This is a genomic window from Moraxella sp. K127 (assembly GCF_015223095.1).
Classification (GTDB): Bacteria; Pseudomonadota; Gammaproteobacteria; order Pseudomonadales; family Moraxellaceae; genus Moraxella.
On the sequence record NZ_JADFBZ010000006.1, the window covers coordinates 1 to 16045 of the forward strand.

At 44.6% G+C, this 16045-nt stretch carries 23 protein-coding genes; 3 read left to right on the forward strand and 20 right to left on the reverse strand.

Annotated features, from left to right (window positions below; all coding sequences use genetic code 11):
- Positions 1 to 157 precede the first annotated feature (157 nt).
- Together IM753_RS02070 and IM753_RS02080 are read left to right on the forward strand one after the other, a co-directional pair.
- Complete coding sequence (locus IM753_RS02070; RefSeq protein ID WP_194108548.1) at positions 158 to 1276, forward strand: acyl-CoA/acyl-ACP dehydrogenase; 1119 nt, start codon at positions 158 to 160, stop codon at positions 1274 to 1276.
- Between the two features lie 20 nt (positions 1277 to 1296).
- Positions 1297 to 2652 carry an FAD-dependent oxidoreductase gene (locus IM753_RS02080; RefSeq protein WP_065256899.1) on the forward strand — a complete coding sequence of 452 codons (1356 nt, stop codon included), beginning with the start codon at positions 1297 to 1299 and terminating at the stop codon, positions 2650 to 2652.
- 389 nt (positions 2653 to 3041) lie between these two features.
- Here IM753_RS02080 and IM753_RS02085 read toward each other — a convergent pair whose 3' ends face one another.
- A complete protein-coding gene (locus IM753_RS02085; protein WP_065255084.1) occupies positions 3042 to 3596 on the reverse strand; it encodes a porin family protein in 555 nt (184 codons plus the stop codon).
- Between the two features lie 780 nt (positions 3597 to 4376).
- Between IM753_RS02085 and IM753_RS02090 the strand changes: the two genes are divergently transcribed.
- Positions 4377 to 5027 (forward strand): phosphoglycolate phosphatase, encoded by a 651-nt coding sequence (locus IM753_RS02090; protein WP_065255085.1) that lies wholly within the window; start codon positions 4377 to 4379, stop codon positions 5025 to 5027.
- Between the two features lie 72 nt (positions 5028 to 5099).
- Here IM753_RS02090 and IM753_RS02095 read toward each other — a convergent pair whose 3' ends face one another.
- The 19 genes from IM753_RS02095 to rplN all read right to left on the reverse strand — a co-directional run bounded on the left by IM753_RS02095 (position 5100) and on the right by rplN (position 15925).
- Complete coding sequence (locus IM753_RS02095) at positions 5100 to 6626, reverse strand: fumarate hydratase (RefSeq protein ID WP_065255086.1); 1527 nt, start codon at positions 6624 to 6626, stop codon at positions 5100 to 5102.
- Between the two features lie 69 nt (positions 6627 to 6695).
- The gene (locus IM753_RS13185) at positions 6696 to 6827 is read right to left on the reverse strand and encodes a hypothetical protein (RefSeq protein ID WP_255518622.1); all 132 of its coding nucleotides are present in this window, start codon (positions 6825 to 6827) and stop codon (positions 6696 to 6698) included.
- 478 nt (positions 6828 to 7305) lie between these two features.
- Positions 7306 to 7665, reverse strand: a complete 360-nt coding sequence (gene rplQ / locus IM753_RS02100) for a 50S ribosomal protein L17 (protein WP_029102652.1) — start codon at positions 7663 to 7665, stop codon at positions 7306 to 7308.
- An 18-nt stretch (positions 7666 to 7683) separates the two neighbouring features.
- Complete coding sequence (rpoA, locus tag IM753_RS02105) at positions 7684 to 8688, reverse strand: DNA-directed RNA polymerase subunit alpha (RefSeq protein WP_065255087.1); 1005 nt, start codon at positions 8686 to 8688, stop codon at positions 7684 to 7686.
- Positions 8689 to 8710: 22 nt separating this feature from the next.
- Positions 8711 to 9352 (reverse strand): 30S ribosomal protein S4, encoded by a 642-nt coding sequence (gene rpsD, locus IM753_RS02110; RefSeq protein ID WP_065255088.1) that lies wholly within the window; start codon positions 9350 to 9352, stop codon positions 8711 to 8713.
- 11 nt (positions 9353 to 9363) lie between these two features.
- Positions 9364 to 9756, reverse strand: coding sequence for a 30S ribosomal protein S11 (gene rpsK, locus IM753_RS02115; protein WP_003656963.1), 393 nt, complete (start codon positions 9754 to 9756; stop codon positions 9364 to 9366).
- A 20-nt stretch (positions 9757 to 9776) separates the two neighbouring features.
- On the reverse strand, positions 9777 to 10133 hold the full coding sequence (gene rpsM / locus IM753_RS02120; protein ID WP_029102649.1) for a 30S ribosomal protein S13: 357 nt from the start codon (positions 10131 to 10133) through the stop codon (positions 9777 to 9779).
- 128 nt (positions 10134 to 10261) lie between these two features.
- Positions 10262 to 10378, reverse strand: coding sequence for a 50S ribosomal protein L36 (gene rpmJ / locus IM753_RS02125; protein ID WP_036364264.1), 117 nt, complete (start codon positions 10376 to 10378; stop codon positions 10262 to 10264).
- Between the two features lie 14 nt (positions 10379 to 10392).
- Entirely contained in the window at positions 10393 to 11715 is a 1323-nt protein-coding gene (gene secY / locus IM753_RS02130; RefSeq protein ID WP_062498701.1) for a preprotein translocase subunit SecY, read from the reverse strand.
- A gap of 3 nt (positions 11716 to 11718) precedes the next feature.
- Positions 11719 to 12159, reverse strand: a complete 441-nt coding sequence (rplO, locus tag IM753_RS02135; protein WP_065255089.1) for a 50S ribosomal protein L15 — start codon at positions 12157 to 12159, stop codon at positions 11719 to 11721.
- A complete protein-coding gene (gene rpmD, locus IM753_RS02140) occupies positions 12159 to 12338 on the reverse strand; it encodes a 50S ribosomal protein L30 (RefSeq protein WP_062498703.1) in 180 nt (59 codons plus the stop codon). The genes rplO and rpmD overlap by 1 nt, the downstream gene beginning before the upstream one ends.
- A 15-nt stretch (positions 12339 to 12353) precedes the next feature.
- A complete protein-coding gene (gene rpsE, locus IM753_RS02145; RefSeq protein WP_029102645.1) occupies positions 12354 to 12851 on the reverse strand; it encodes a 30S ribosomal protein S5 in 498 nt (165 codons plus the stop codon).
- Positions 12852 to 12853: 2 nt separating this feature from the next.
- Entirely contained in the window at positions 12854 to 13201 is a 348-nt protein-coding gene (rplR, locus tag IM753_RS02150; protein ID WP_029102644.1) for a 50S ribosomal protein L18, read from the reverse strand.
- Between the two features lie 18 nt (positions 13202 to 13219).
- A complete protein-coding gene (gene rplF, locus IM753_RS02155) occupies positions 13220 to 13753 on the reverse strand; it encodes a 50S ribosomal protein L6 (protein ID WP_065255090.1) in 534 nt (177 codons plus the stop codon).
- A 184-nt stretch (positions 13754 to 13937) separates the two neighbouring features.
- Positions 13938 to 14336: a 30S ribosomal protein S8 gene (gene rpsH, locus IM753_RS02160; protein ID WP_029102642.1), complete on the reverse strand. Its 399-nt coding sequence runs from the start codon at positions 14334 to 14336 to the stop codon at positions 13938 to 13940.
- Between the two features lie 11 nt (positions 14337 to 14347).
- Positions 14348 to 14653 carry a 30S ribosomal protein S14 gene (gene rpsN, locus IM753_RS02165; RefSeq protein WP_029102641.1) on the reverse strand — a complete coding sequence of 102 codons (306 nt, stop codon included), beginning with the start codon at positions 14651 to 14653 and terminating at the stop codon, positions 14348 to 14350.
- Positions 14654 to 14663: 10 nt separating this feature from the next.
- The gene (gene rplE, locus IM753_RS02170; protein WP_029102640.1) at positions 14664 to 15200 is read right to left on the reverse strand and encodes a 50S ribosomal protein L5; all 537 of its coding nucleotides are present in this window, start codon (positions 15198 to 15200) and stop codon (positions 14664 to 14666) included.
- 20 nt (positions 15201 to 15220) lie between these two features.
- Positions 15221 to 15538 carry a 50S ribosomal protein L24 gene (gene rplX, locus IM753_RS02175; RefSeq protein ID WP_029102639.1) on the reverse strand — a complete coding sequence of 106 codons (318 nt, stop codon included), beginning with the start codon at positions 15536 to 15538 and terminating at the stop codon, positions 15221 to 15223.
- Positions 15539 to 15556: 18 nt separating this feature from the next.
- Positions 15557 to 15925, reverse strand: a complete 369-nt coding sequence (gene rplN, locus IM753_RS02180; protein ID WP_029102638.1) for a 50S ribosomal protein L14 — start codon at positions 15923 to 15925, stop codon at positions 15557 to 15559.
- Positions 15926 to 16045 lie beyond the last annotated feature (120 nt).

Sequence of the window (16045 nt, forward strand, 5' to 3'; positions counted from 1 at the left end):
TCAATTTTGTTAGCTGTACATGGCGAATGCGAATAAATGTACACACTCCTATCGCCATGTTCCCAAATATGCTATACTTATGCCAAATTGGAAAATAACAAGCCCATCCTTTCATTTTATAATACCACTTATTCCAAAACGACATAAGAGCCTTTTCATGTTTCACTTTACCGACCAAACCGCCTTTTTAGACAACATCGCCACACTCGCCGACACGCACATCGCCCCCAAAGTCATCGACATTGACAAGGGTTATTACCCCCTTGCTGAGATGGCAGAATTGGGCAAGGCAGGACTGTTCGCCCCGCACCTAAACGCCCACGGCAACCGTTTTGATTTGGCAATCCTTGCTAATGCCAACGTAGGGCGAGTGTGTGGCACGACCGCCTTTTTGACATGGTGTCATCAAGTGATGGGGCTGTATATTGACCAATCGGACAACAGCCTGTTAAAGGGCGAATTTTTGGACAACCATGCCCTTGCCAACACCTTTGGCGGTACAGCACTGTCCAACCCGATGAAGACATGGGCGAACATCGAGAGCATGAAATTTGTCGCCAAAAAGGACGGCAACGGCTACAAAGTCAGCGGCATCCTGCCGTGGATTAGCCACATCAAAGACGGTCAATACTGCGGTGCCGTGGCACAGATAGACGGCACGGACGATGAAGTTTTTTTCCTTTTACAGTTTGACAAGGCACGCCAAAGCTCATGGCAACTGCACCCTTGCCCTGCGTTTAGTGGCATGGAAGGGTCTAGCACGCTACGCATTGAGCTGACCGACTACCCCATCAGCACCGATGACATCATCGCCTTGCCCTGCAAAGATTTTATCGCCCGTATTCGCTCGGCGTTTGTGCTCATGCAACTTGGTATCGGGGCAGGGATTATCATGGGAGCCATTGATGACATCAAAGAAGGCACGGCAGTCTCTAACGCCTTTTTAGAAGACCAAGCAGGCAGTCTGACCTTGGAGCTTGATAACCTGGTCGCCAAAACCCTAAGCCTTGGCAAAGACCCCTTTAACAGCGACAAAGAGTTTTTCTTGGACGTGCTAAACGTGCGTGAACAAGAGGCAATGCTCACCCTAAAAGCCACCCAATCTGCCATGCTTCATCAAGGAGCAAAAGGTTATCTGATGACCGCCCACCCCCAACGCCGTCTGCGTGAAGCTCAGTTTGTGGCGATTGTCACGCCTGCCATCAAGCATTTGCGTTATCTGTCTCATCAGCTGATGGATGAACCCAAAGTTCGTCCGATTGAATATTTCATTTAAATTTATATAAAAAGGTAATCATGACAACTTCCCCCACCGATGGTCGTGGTGCATGGCGTAAATTCATCTGCCTTGCCTGTGGCTATATCTATGATGAAGAATTAGGCGACCCCGAAGATGGCTTGCCTGCTGGCACTCGCTTTGAAGACATTCCCGATGATTGGCAATGTCCACTATGTGGCGTACGCAAGAGCGACTTTGAGCCTTATGAAGAGACAAGCCATGTCGCTCCTGCTGTCGTCTTTGACCGCACCGAGCGTGGCGTGGTCATCGTTGGGGCAGGTCTTGCAGGTTGGGCGATGGTAGACGCTTTGCGTGCTTTGGACAAGGATTTGCTCATCACACTCATCAGTGCCGATGACGCCGACCGCTATCACAAGCCCATGCTGTCGGTCGCCCTATCCCAAGGCAAAGGACGAGCCGAACTGGTGCGTGCCACGGGCAGTCAGTCCGCCCTTGACAACAACGTACGTCTGCTTGCCAACACCTACGTCACCAACATTGACACTCACACCCAGAGTCTGCATACCACCCGTGGTACGGTGTATTATGACAAACTCATCCTTGCCATCGGTGCCAGCCCTGCCTATCCGCCCACCATCGCCAAAGAGATGGCATGGCACGTCAATCATTTGGAACGGTTTGACGAACTCAAATCCCGCCTAACCACCCCCAAGCACGTCGCTATCATCGGGGCAGGCATGATTGGCACCGAGCTGAGCGAAGATTTGATAAAGGCAGGTCACAAGGTCAGTCTCATTGACGTACATCCCAGACCCTTATCCGCCCTACTGCCTGCCGTGGCGGGCGAGCGGATTTTAAATGCCATCGAAGCCCTTGGGGTAAATTGGCTTGGTCATAGCATGGTCAAAGGTGTAAATGCCACCGCACACGGCTATGAGATTGACTTATTTGACTGCGACAGCGAGACGGTCAGCCCCTTACTGGTCGATGAAATCATCGTCGCCACAGGACTTCACGTTCACGAACGCCTGCCCTTGCGTGCCAATCTGACCTTTAACAAACACACAGGCATCGCCGTCAATCCCCAAACCCTACAAACGAGTGTGCCTGACATCTATGCCCTAGGCGACTGTATCAGCATTGATGGCGTGCCTTGTCGCTATGTCGCCCCCCACCGCTCACAGGCGAGTGTCATTGCAGGGCAAATCATCCAACAAGACGGGCAAGCCACCATCTACAAACACACCCCACCGATGATTCGCCTAAAAAATAAATGCATCAGCGTCACCGCCAACGGTCTGCCCAAAGGCGTGGGCGACTGGCATGTGCTTAGCGATGATGAAAACGGGCTTATGTTAGAGATGAGAGAGCATGGCAATGTCGTGGCAACAGCAACGATAAAAGCAGTATAGCAAGCAAAAATAAAAATGCAAAATAAAAAATTGGGGCGATGATTTGCCCCTTTTTTATTAGGGCGTGTTGAACTTTGGTATTTGCAATGAAAAATGAGAAAAATCGCCCGTTTTTTAAGGAAAAAACGTAGGCTGATAGTTATTCTATCAGACAAGTTTTCGCCTTCGAGCCACAAGATTTAGCCATTTTTCATGCAAAAATTGATTGAAATTGTCAAATTTTCATCTTATTTTATAAGAATGTTATCAATGTTCAACACGCCCTTTGGTGGTGCATTTTCAAGTTAAACGATTATAATTGAGTTTACGATACTTTGAACGACAAAAAACAACCGTAAATTGCTTTACGGCTGTTCATGTCATGGAGTGCTAAACTGAGAATACTAGGATTAGAATGCTAGGTGAGCACCTACGCCCCACATGTTGGCATCAGAGTTTAGGTAGTTATAACCTGCTTCGATACCGAAGTTAGCGGTTGGTTGGAAACCTAGACCTACGCCACCAGCGATTGACGTTTTGTCTGTTTCGCTAGAATATAGGTTGCTGTTGGTTGTTTTGTTTTCAACTTCTGTTTTAGACAGACCCAATTTACCTTTGGCATAGACTGGTGAGTTGTTGAAGTGGTAACGATAAGTACCATACGCACCATAAGTCTTCGCTTTTAGTTCGTACTCATTGCCATTATGGTTATATTTTTCGCTATCAGCACCTTGGTATTCTAGCTCAACACCGACGTTTTGGTCGAAGTTATAACCACCATATACGCCATAAGCAGTCAAGTCACCTTTATGACCACGAGCGTTATCAACGTCAAATTGACCTACTTTTACGCCCACATAAGGCTGACCCACACTATTTGCACCGTAGCTTACAGCAGCAGTGGCACTCATTGCCAATAGTGATGACGCACCAAGAGCTAGTAGGGCTTTGTTTAATGTTTTCATGGTTTCTCTCCAATTATGGTGCAAGCACCGAGTTTGTTTATTATGTCGCCATCTGACGAATTCATCATCAGTGCCGATGTGTGTATAGTAACAAAATATTTCTAAAAAACTGTGCGTATTTGTGGTGTTAAATGTAAAGTTTTGCAAAATTTACCCCCACCCCCTTTTACATTGGATGTCTTTTGCAATATTTTGTTACTTTTATCACAATCCATGCTCAAATATTGCGTTATTTTGCCAAAATTATCCCAAAACTCAGCTTATTTATCCCATTTCACAGCCAAAAATCCCAAAATACCGCCATTTTTTAAAATTTTTTGATAAATTTTAAAAAAATTGCCCAGCCTTTTGACAAAGCACGCCATTAAAACAGTCAAATTTGGGCAAAATCGGCAAGTTTTACATAAATTGTTACAATTTACGCCCATTTTCGCCAGTTTTTTGGTCAATGTTACAGGGCGTGCCTGCCTTTGGTATTTGCAATGAAAAACAGGAAAAATCGCACGTTTTTCAAGGAAAGTTCGCAGTTGATATTGAAATATCGACAAGGATTTTGACTTCGAGCCACAATCCGACCACTTAAATTTAAAAAATTAAGTAAAAACCTTAAAAATTTACACGATTTAAGTGGTCAGATAGCCATTTTTCCTGCAAAAATGGATTGAAATCATCAAATTTTTACCATATCTTATGAGAATGCTATCAACGGTAGGCACGCCCTGATTTTTTAATAAAATTTAGGGTAAATTTTTTGGTAAATTTTAAAAAATAGGCAAATTTATGACAAAATCACTCATCATTTTTGATTTGGATGGCACGCTCATTGACAGTGTGCCTGATTTGGCGGACGGCGTGGATAAAATGCTTGCTCATTTTGACAAGCCCCCTGCTGGCACCGACAACGTGCGAACATGGGTGGGCAACGGCTCCACCAAACTCGTAGAACGGGCATTGGTATGGGCGGGTTTATCACTTGATAATTTGCACCACGCCCATGAGCTGTTTTTGACAGAATATACCACTTGTCAAGGTAAGACAGTAGAGTATGACGGGGTAACAGACGGGCTAAATCGCCTTATCAAACAAGGCTTGACGCTTGCCCTGTGTACCAATAAGCCCGCCCAATTTTTGCCCGACATTTTGGCAAACATGGGCTGGACGGACAAATTCGCCTGCATCATCGGGGGCGACAGTTTGCCCACTAAAAAGCCTGACCCTGCTCCGCTTTTGCATATTTGCACCACGCTTGGCGTGGATAAATCGCAAGCGGTCATGGTGGGCGACTCCAAAAATGACATCACAGCAGGGCAAAATGCAGGGATAACCACGCTCGCCCTAACCTATGGTTATAACTATGGCGAGCCGATTGCGGACAGTCGCCCTGATGGGGTGTTTGATAATTTTGGCGATTTGGTTGCTTTTCTTTTATGACCTAAAAAACACACCCCAAAGACCTTGCTTTGGGGTGTGCTGCGGTTTATTTATCAGACATCTATCAAGCGTTTAGCCTGCCACCACAGGGATTTTACCGATTTTGGCTTGCCAAATTTTTGGGGCGGTGGCGTGTACCGATACACCATTGCTATCTACCGCCACCGTTACGGGCATGTCCTTGACTTCAAATTCATAAATCGCTTCCATGCCAAGCTCAGGGAAAGCAACCACTTTGGCGTTTTTGATGGCTTTTGAGACCAAATATGCCGAACCGCCCACCGCCATGAGATAGACTGCTTTGTTGTCGGCAATGGCTTCACAGGCGATTTTACCACGCTCGGATTTACCAATCATACCCAAAAGACCAGTTTGTTCTAGCATTTGACGGGTAAATTTATCCATACGAGTGGCAGTTGTCGGCCCTGCCGGCCCCACCACTTCATCACGCACAGGGTCCACAGGCCCAACGTAGTAGATGAGCTTGCCCGACAAGTCCACAGGCAAGGTTTCGCCATTATTTAGCATGTCAGTCATGCGTTTGTGAGCGGCATCTCGCCCTGTGTAGATTTTGCCGTTAAGCAGTAGCACATCGCCTGTTTGCCATGTCGCCACTTCTTCTTTGGTTAGGGTGTCCACATTGACACGCTTGCCGCTATCAGGGCTATAAGTAATGTCAGGATACACGTCCATGCTTGGTGGTTCTAGGTTTACCGCCCCTGTACCGTCAAGCTCAAATTCCACATGGCGAGTGGCAGCACAGTTAGGAATCATCGCCACAGGCTTAGACGCTGCGTGCGTTGGGTAGTCTAGGATTTTGACATCAAGCACGGTAGTAAGACCACCCAAGCCCTGAGCCCCAATGCCAAGTGCGTTTACCTTTTCAAAGAGTTCAAGGCGTAGGCTCTCTGTGGTAGATAGCTCTGCTCCGCTTTCGGCTTTGGCTTTTAGCTCATGAATGTCAATGTGGCTCATAAGACTTTCTTTGGCCAAAAGGGTTGCTTTTTCTGGCGTGCCACCAATACCAATACCCAAAATACCCGGGGGACACCAGCCTGCACCCATTTCAGGAATGCTCTTTAACACCCAGTCCACAATGCTGTCAGACGGATTTAGCATGGCAAGTTTGGATTTGTTCTCGCTACCACCCCCTTTGGCAGCACAGGTAACTTCCACCTTGTCGCCTGCCACGATTTCCATGTGAATGACGGCAGGGGTGTTGTCTTTGGTGTTCACTCGTTTGCCCGCAGGGTCGGCAAGTACAGACGCTCGCAGGGTATTATCAGGGTGATTGTAGGCACGGCGAACGCCTTCGTTTACCATATCCGCCACGCTCATATCAGACTCCCAAGTTACGTTCATGCCAACTTTTAGGAACACGGTCGCAATCCCTGTATCTTGGCAAATCGGGCGTTTGCCCTCGGCACACATACGGCTATTTACCAAAATTTGGGTCATGGCATCACGAGCAGCAGGGTTTTCTTCACGCTCTAAGGCTTCGGCTAGGGCTTGGATATAGTCGGTGGGGTGATAGTAGCTGATGTATTGAAATGCATCTGCAATGGACTGGATAAAGTCGTCTTTTTTGATGACAGTCATGTGAGTTCCTTGTGATTGGCTGGCTGTGGCGTGCCTAACTTTAATAACACTTTTGCATTTTTAAACACGTCAGAGATACAACTCTGTTTTTGCATAAAAAATGGCTAAATCTTGTTTTTCATCGTCAAAAGCTCGTTTGATAGAACGACTATCAAACTTCACTTTTTCCTTGAAAAACGTGCGATTTTTCTCATTTTTCATTGCAAATATATAAAGTCAGGCACGCCCCAAAGCTGGCTAGATTTTGCTAAAAAGCGGTGTTATTGTAGCATAGATTATCACTGCTTTAAAATGTTTTTCCCAATTACCGCACAGAGCAATCATACCACACCCCACCAAACAACAACTGTTCAAGATAAGACCCATTTTACAAAGTTCTCATTCTTATATTTAATAGAAAGTTTGACATGACCACTTACTAAAATTAAATTTAATACAGCACAAATTAACAAGACGCACTCACCATTGGTAACATTTTTCTAGACATGATAAAAATTTGATGATTCAATCAATTTTTGCATGGAAAATAGCAAAGGCAGACTCGTCCTAGTTTTAAAGTTTTCAACTATAATTTGACATCAATCGTCTTTTTATTTATCAAAAACACCAACAAACCAAAATCCATGCAATAAAAAAACCAAACCTTAAAAAGGTTTGGTTTTCGTAGAAATAGTGACTATTATGGACGGTCAACCAATTCCACATAAGCCATTGGTGCATTATCGCCATCACGATAACCGCATTTGATGATACGCAAATAACCACCTGGGCGAGTCTTGTAACGTGGTCCTAGCTCATTAAAAAGCTTACCAACGGTTGCCTTGTTACGAGTACGATTAAAAGCAAGACGGCGATTAGCAACGCTGTCTTCTTTTGCCAAAGTGATGAGTGGCTCTGCTACACGACGTAGCTCTTTTGCTTTTACCAACGTGGTTTTGATTAGCTCATGTTCAATCAATGAATTGGTCATGTTTTGGAACATAGCCTTACGATGGCTGCTGGTGCGACCCAGCTTGACTCCGCTATTACGATGTCGCATGGTCAGTATCCTTTAAAATTAACGGCTACGGTAAGAAAAACGGTCATCAACTCGCAAATCGCTTGGTGGCCAGGTCTCTAAACGCATGCCCAACTCCAAACCTTTTGACGCAAGTACGTCTTTGATTTCGGTTAATGATTTCTTACCTAAATTTGGTGTTTTTAGAAGTTCAGTCTCAGAACGTTGCACCAAATCACCGATGTAGTAAATGTTTTCAGCTTTCAAGCAGTTTGCTGAACGAACCGTTAGTTCAAGGTCGTCCACTGGGCGTAATAGCACAGGGTCAATCTCTTCTTTTTCTTTAACTGGCTCAGGGGCTTCCTCGGCTTCTAGATCAACGAATATTGCAATTTGTTGTTGCAAAATCGTAGCAGCCTTACGAATCGCCTCTTCAGGGTCAATCGTACCATTAGTTTCAAGCTCAATGATAAGCTTGTCAAGGTCAGTACGTTGCTCAACACGAGCATTCTCAACATCATAAGCCACACGCAATATAGGGCTAAAACTTGCATCAAGTTTCAAACGTCCAATCGCTTTAGAATTGGCATCTTCACGACGTTGATTGGCAGGCTCATAGCCACGACCTGTCACCACACGCAGACGCATTTTTAAATGTCCACGTTCACTTAACGTACCAAGCACCAATTCAGGATTGGCGATCTCAACATTATGTGGCAGTTCAAGGTCAGCAGCAGTTACAATGCCTGCACCCTTTTTATCCAATGTTAAATAAGCTTCGTTTTGGTCATGTAAAATGATTGCCAAGCCTTTTAGGTTCAAAAGCAAATCTAATACATCTTCTTGCAAACCTTCTAGTGTTGAATATTCATGATCAACGCCTTCAATTTCAGCTTCAATCACGGCAGCACCAGACAACGAAGATAAAAGAATGCGACGAAGAGCATTACCTAGTGTATGCCCAAAGCCACGTTCTAACGGCTCGAGCGTGACCTTAGCAGTCGTTTCATTAACCGTATCTACATTAATTGCAGACGGTGTTAGAAACTCAGTTACATTTGTCATAAGTCACCTCGATTAGTTCGGATTATTTAGAATATAGTTCTACAATCAAGCTTTCGTTAATTTCAGCAGGTAGGTCACTGCGATCTGGAGCAGTTTTAAACATACCTTGTAGTTTGCTGTGGTCAACTTCTAGCCATTCTGGAATGCCGCGTTGAGTCGCAAGCTCTACTGCGTTTTTGATACGAAGTTGTTCTTTTGACTTCTCATGTACAGCAATCACATCACCGTCTTGAACTTGGATTGAAGGAATGTTCACACGAACAAACTCATCACGACCTGCTTTTTTTAGCAGGATTGCACGGTGGCTCACCAACTGACGTGCTTCTGCACGAGTAGCACCAAAGCCCATACGATAAACAACGTTATCCAAACGGCGTTCTAGCATGCCAAGTAGGTTTTCACCAGTAGCGCCACGCATACGAGCAGCTTCTTTATAGTAGTTTGAGAATTGACGCTCAAGCACACCATACATACGTTTTACTTTTTGCTTCTCACGAAGTTGTAGAGCGTATTCAGAGGCTTTATTTTGGCTATTGCCATGCTGACCAGGTACACGACCTGATTTTTTTGTCTTAACGTCGTAAGCTTTTACACCTGATTTTAGTTGCAGGTCAGTACCTTCACGGCGAGACAATTTTAATTTTGGACCAATATAACGGGCCATGAGTTATCTCCTTAAACGCGGCGTTTCTTAGGCGGGCGGCAGCCGTTGTGTGGAATCGGGGTTACATCGCTAATGCTGTTAATTTTATAACCCAATGCACCTAATGCACGAACCGCAGACTCACGACCTGGTCCTGGACCTTTAACCAAGACATCAACGTTTTTAACACCATAGGTTTCTTGTGCTGTTTTACCAGCAACTTCAGCAGCAACCTGTGCGGCAAAAGGCGTTGATTTACGTGAACCACGGAAGCCTTGTCCACCTGAGGTGGCCCAAGCCAATGCATTACCTTGACGATCGGTAATGGTTACAATGGTGTTATTAAAAGACGCATGGATATGGGCGATACCTTCAGATACCGAACGACGTGCCACTTTTTTGCGGCTACGAGTGTCTTTTGCCATCTTTTAGCTTCCTAAATTAGTTACTTTTTAATTGCTTTGCGAGGACCTTTACGGGTACGCGCGTTAGTTTTAGTGCGTTGACCACGAACTGGAAGACCACGGCGGTGACGAAGACCACGGTAGCAACCCAAATCGACCAAACGCTTGATGTTCATTGAAATTTCGCGACGAAGGTCACCTTCAGTAGCGTAATTTGCAACTTCTGCACGAACAGCATCCAGTTGTGAATCATCTAACTGACCAATCTTGGTAGTCTCGCTAATACCTACAGTTGCTAAGATTTTCTTAGCGGTAGTGCGACCAATACCAAAAATGTAAGTTAGCGAAATCACAGCGTGTTTGTTGTCCGGAATGTTTACACCGGCAATACGAGCCATTGATTTCTCTCCGTTAGCACAAATGCTAGGCATTTGCTGTTTTACTCTACTGCTATCCTAGATAACAGCATGGCAAGTAGCGGATAATACAATATCCGCTACAAAATTGCAAGTATTAATTTGTAAAATTAACCTTGACGTTGCTTATGACGTGGCTCTGAACTGCAAATAACCAATACTTTACCTTTACGGCGTACGATTTTGCAACTGCCACAGATTTTTTTAACAGACGCTTGAACTTTCATGTCTACTCCTAATGTCATTTAGACTGGATTAAAGTTTGATCATGGTATTGATGGGTCATCAGATGTGCTTGCACCTGTGCGATGAAGTCCATAAGTACAACCACCATAATCAATAAAGATGCACCACCCAACTGAAAAGGCACGCCAAATGACGTTTGAATCACCATTGGCATTAGGCAAATGATTGCCATATACATCGCACCAATAAACGTTAGGCGATTTAGGACAAAATCCAAATATCGTTTCGTTTGCTGTCCTGGGCGTATGCCAGGAATATAAGCACCACTACGCTTTAAATTCTCTGCCACCTCACCTGGATTAAACATCAATGCTGTATAAAAATAACAGAAAAAGATGATTAGCACGCCAAACAGTAATAGATACAAAGGACTGCCTGGCTGCAAGATGAGTGAGATGTTCTGCATGATATTTTGCAGTGTGGTTGGATTCGCCGAAGAACCTGACCATTGCCCCAAACTTGCAGGCAGCATCAGCAATGAGCTGGCGAAAATTGCTGGAATCACCCCTGCCATATTGAGCTTTAATGGCAAATGTGATTGTTGCTGAGCATAAACTTTACGCCCTTCTTGCTGTTTTTGGGCGTAATTAACAGGCACACGACGTTGGGCACGTTCAATATAAACAATACCAGCCGTCACTGCTAAGCCGAGCAAAGCAAAGATAAGGACAACCATTAAGTTCATGTCCTGACTAAATGCACCTGCAATCATGCCAGGGGCACTTGATATGATACTGGCAAAAATAAGCATGGATATGCCGTTGCCAATGCCACGCTCAGTAATCTGCTCACCAAGCCACATCAAGAACATCGCTCCTGCAACCAATGAAGTTACCGCAGGAATCATAAAAGTCAAGCCAGAACTCAATGTCAAGCCACCAGCAACAAGACCTGCTGACATACCGACCGCTTGCACAAATGCCAAAGCCAGTGTACCTTGTCTGGTGTATTTATTCAAAATACGCCGACCTGATTCGCCTTCTTTTTTTAGGGCATCAAGCGAAGGTATCACCGCCGACATCATCTGCACCACAATGGATGCTGAGATATAAGGCATGATACCCAATGCCATGATGGACATGCGCTCCAAAGCACCACCTGAGAACATGTTAAACATGCCCAAAAAGGTGTTTTGACTGCCATCAAAAAATTGAGCAAGACGAATGGGATTCATGCCTGGCACAGGAATGTGCGAACCCAAACGATAGACAACCAACGCCCCAAGCAAAAATAACATGCGATGCCACAGCTCATCGTACTTACGAATAAAAGCCAATGGATTTAATGGAATGCCTGATTTAGGCGTTGATTTAGACATGGATTACTCCTCGACGCTACCGCCAGCGGCAACGATGGCTTCTTTTGCACCTTTAGTAACTTTTACGCCTTTAAAGGTTAAAGCACGGCTAATCTCGCCTGATAGGATAATACGAGCACGCTTCATGTCACCACGGATAATGTTGGCAGCTTTTAGCGTTTCAAGTGTTACCTCATTGCCTTCAATTTTGTTAAGCTCTGACAAACGCACTTCGGCAGTTGTCAAGGCTAACTGACTGGTAAAACCAAATTTTGGCAAACGGCGATAGATAGGCATTTGACCGCCTTCAAAGCCTGCTGGAATGCTTGAGCCTGAACGTGAAGTTTGACCCTTGATACCACGACCACCAGTCTTACCTAGACCTGAGCCAATACCACGACCACGACGTTGGGCAGTCTTTTTTGCACCCACTGCTGGGGCAAGTTCATTTAAACGAAGACCCATTACGCTTCCTCCACTTTAACCATGTAATGTACACGATTTACCATACCACGAGTAGATGGTGTATCTTCTACTTCTACGGTATGACCGATGCGACGTAGTCCCAAACCTTTTAGGCAGGCTTTATGGCTTGCCAAACGGTGTGAGCTAGACTTAGTTTGAGTAATTTTCATTGTTTTCATAACACTCACCTACTCTTAGCCCAAAATTTCTTCAACAGATTTGCCACGTTTAGCAGCAACTTGCTCTGGTGAAACCATGTCACGCAGACCTTTAAAGGTTGCATAGACCACGTTGGCAGCATTGGTAGAACCATAGCATTTTGCCAATACGTCTTGAACGCCAGCAACTTCTAGCACAGCACGCATTGCACCACCAGCAATAACGCCAGTACCTTCTGATGCAGGTTGCATGTATACTTTTGATGCGCCGTGACGAGCATTAATAGGGTGTTGTAGTGTTGTACCAGCAAGCTCAACAGTAATCATGTTACGCTTAGCAGCTTCTAGTGCTTTTTGGATGGCGGCAGGCACTTCACGAGCCTTACCACGACCAAAACCAACACGACCATTACCATCACCAACCACTGTCAATGCAGTGAAAGAGAAGATACGACCACCTTTTACAACTTTTGCCACACGGTCAACGGCAACCAATTTTTCTACCAAACCGTCAGTTTGTTCAACTTTTGCCATGATTAGAACTCCAATCCGTTTTCACGAGCAGCGTCAGCTAATGCTTTAACACGGCCATGATATTTAAAACCACTACGGTCAAATGCAACCTTAGTGATGCCCGCAGCTTTTGCACGCTCTGCAATCAGTGCACCCACAGCTTTTGCTGCTTCAACATTACCAGTCGCACCTGAGCGAAGGGTTGAGTCAAGGGTTGATGCCTGAGCCAAAACCACACCACCTGTTGGGGCGATGATTTGGGCATAGATGTGACGTGGCGTGCGAGTAACGGTCAAACGGTTAGCACCTAATTGACGGATATGGGCACGGGTTTTTTTTGCTCGGCGAAGACGAGCTGATTTTTTATCCAACATGTTTGCTCACCTTACTTATTTTTTCTTAGCTTCTTTACGAAGAACCACTTCATCGCTATAACGAACACCTTTACCTTTATAAGGCTCTGGCGGACGGAAGCTACGAATCTTAGCTGCTGCTTGACCCAATTTTTGCTTGTCGTTTGATTTTAGAACGATTTCGGTTTGGCTTGGGCTTTCGGCAGTCACACCTTCAGGAAGATTGTAAGCAATCGGGTGAGAGAAACCTAAGTTAAGGTTTACTACGTTACCAGCAACTTGGGCACGGTAACCAACACCGATAAGTTGCAAACGACGTTCAAAACCTTCACTCACACCTTGAACCATGTTGTTCAACAATGCACGCACAGTACCTGTGTGCATCCACGCTTCTTTGGTGTCTTTGACAGGAGCAAGAGTAACCACGTTATCTTCTTGCTTTAGCTCGACCAAATCATGCAGGCGTAAAGACAAAGAACCATTCTTGCCTTTAACTTCAACCTGCTGACCGTTCAAAGTAACGCTGGTACCCGCAGGTAGCGTTACTGGGGCTTTAGCCACACGAGACATAGGAATTTCCTTTAATGATAAAAACAACCATCAATAATTGATGGCAACGAATAATAACCAACTCTCACCATCCAAGATAATTTAAATTGGTTAAAAAAGCAGGGTATTATAACACAAAAAATCCTTAGAGTAAACTAAGGATTTTTATTTTTTATCACTTTAAATAAAATAACAAGTAAAGTGATTAGGCAACCAAAGCGATAACTTCACCGCCAATGCCAGCTGCACGTGCTGCACGGTCGCTCATGATGCCTTTACTGGTAGAAATGATGGCAACACCCAAGCCTTTTTGAACGCTTGGTAGTTCATCTTTACCACGATATTGGCGTAGACCGGGACGGCTATAACGCTTAAGTTCAGCGATAACACCTTTGCCTTGGTAGTATTTTAGTTCAATGTTTAGAACTTTTTTGTTGTTTTCGCCGTCAACAACTTCAGCAGAAGTTAGATAGCCTTCAGCAACCAATAAATCAGCAATTGATTTACGTAGCTTAGAAGCAGGCATTTCTACACTTGGCTTATTTCTTGATTGTGCGTTGCGAATGCGGGTTAGCATATCAGCAACTGGATCTTGCATACTCATTGCGATACTCCTTACCAGCTAGCTTTACGAACGCCAGGTACATCACCTTGCATTACACGCTCACGCAGTTTGTTGCGTGATAGACCAAATTTACGGAAATAGCCGTGTGGACGACCAGTCAAGCCACAGCGATTACGCAAACGAACTGGTGATGAGTTACGTGGCAATGCTTGTAGAGCAAGCATTGCGTCTAAACGCTCTTCATCACTGGCATTCACATCGCTAATGACTGCTTTTAGCTGTGCACGCTTCTCGGCGTACTTAGCAACTGTTTTTTCGCGTTTTAATTCGCGATTAATCATGCTTTTCTTAGCCATAACGTTTACCTTATCTAAATGGGAAACCGAATGCTTTTAGTAATGCACGACCTTGGTCGTCATTAGCAGCAGTCGTTGTGATGGTGATGTCAAGACCACGAATACGGTCAATCTTATCAAAATCAACTTCAGGGAAAACGATTTGTTCTTTGATACCTAGCGAGTAGTTACCACGACCATCGAATGCTTTTGCAGAAAAACCACGGAAGTCACGAATACGAGGAATCGCAATGGCAATTAAGCGGTCTAAGAATTCGTACATTTGGTCGCCACGAAGGGTAACTTTACAGCCAATTGGCCATTCTTCACGAATTTTAAAGCCTGCCACTGATTTGCGTGCTTTGGTAACAACTGGTTTTTGACCAGCGATGACAGTCATGTCTGCCAAGGCACCTTCAAGTAGTTTTTTATCTTGTGCTGCACCACCAACACCCATATTTAGAGTGATTTTGGTGATTTTTGGCACTTGCATGACATTTTCTAAGCCAAGCTCATCTTTGATTTGTTGCTTTAGCTTATCATTGTATAAAGATTTTAATCTTGCCATTACTATATACCCTTAGTATCTTATGCAGTCGCCACTACTTCACCAGTAGAACGATAGATACGGACTTTTTTGCCCTCTTCGTTTACTTGGTAAGCAACACGATCTGCTTTTTGGGTTGCTGCGTTATAAATCGCAACGTTTGAAATGTGTAGAAATGCTTCTTGCTTAACGATGCCACCTTCTTTACCTAGCATTTGGTTAGGTTTTTGGTGTTTGGTTACAATGTTAATGCCTTCAACTTTTACACGGTCTGCTTTAACCGCCAAAATTGTGCCTTGCTTGCCTTTATCTTTGCCAGCAATCACAACCACGGTATCGCCTTTGCGTAACTTTGCCATAGGATAGCCTCTAAAAGTTTACAGTACTTCTGGTGCTAGTGAAACAATTTTCATGAATTGCTCACCACGTAGTTCACGAGTAACAGGTCCAAAAATACGAGTTGCGATAGGGGCTTTGTTATTGTTTAGAATAACTGCCGCATTATCATCAAAACGTAATACAGAACCATCTGGACGACGTACGCCTTTTTTGGTACGTACAACGACCGCATTCATCACGTCGCCTTTTTTAACACGACCACGAGGAATGGCTTCTTTTACTGTTACCTTAATAATATCGCCAACTGATGCATAACGACGATGCGAGCCACCCAGCACTTTAATGCACTGTACACGTCTTGCACCACTGTTATCTGCAACTTCCAGCATTGTTTCAGTCTGAATCATCGCATTACTCCATAAATAATAATACAATAAAAGCCACTCGCTCCAATTTATGCTATTTTGCACAAATTTGGTAGATGAACGCCAATAAAGACGTTCATTATACTAGCAAATGACTTTTAA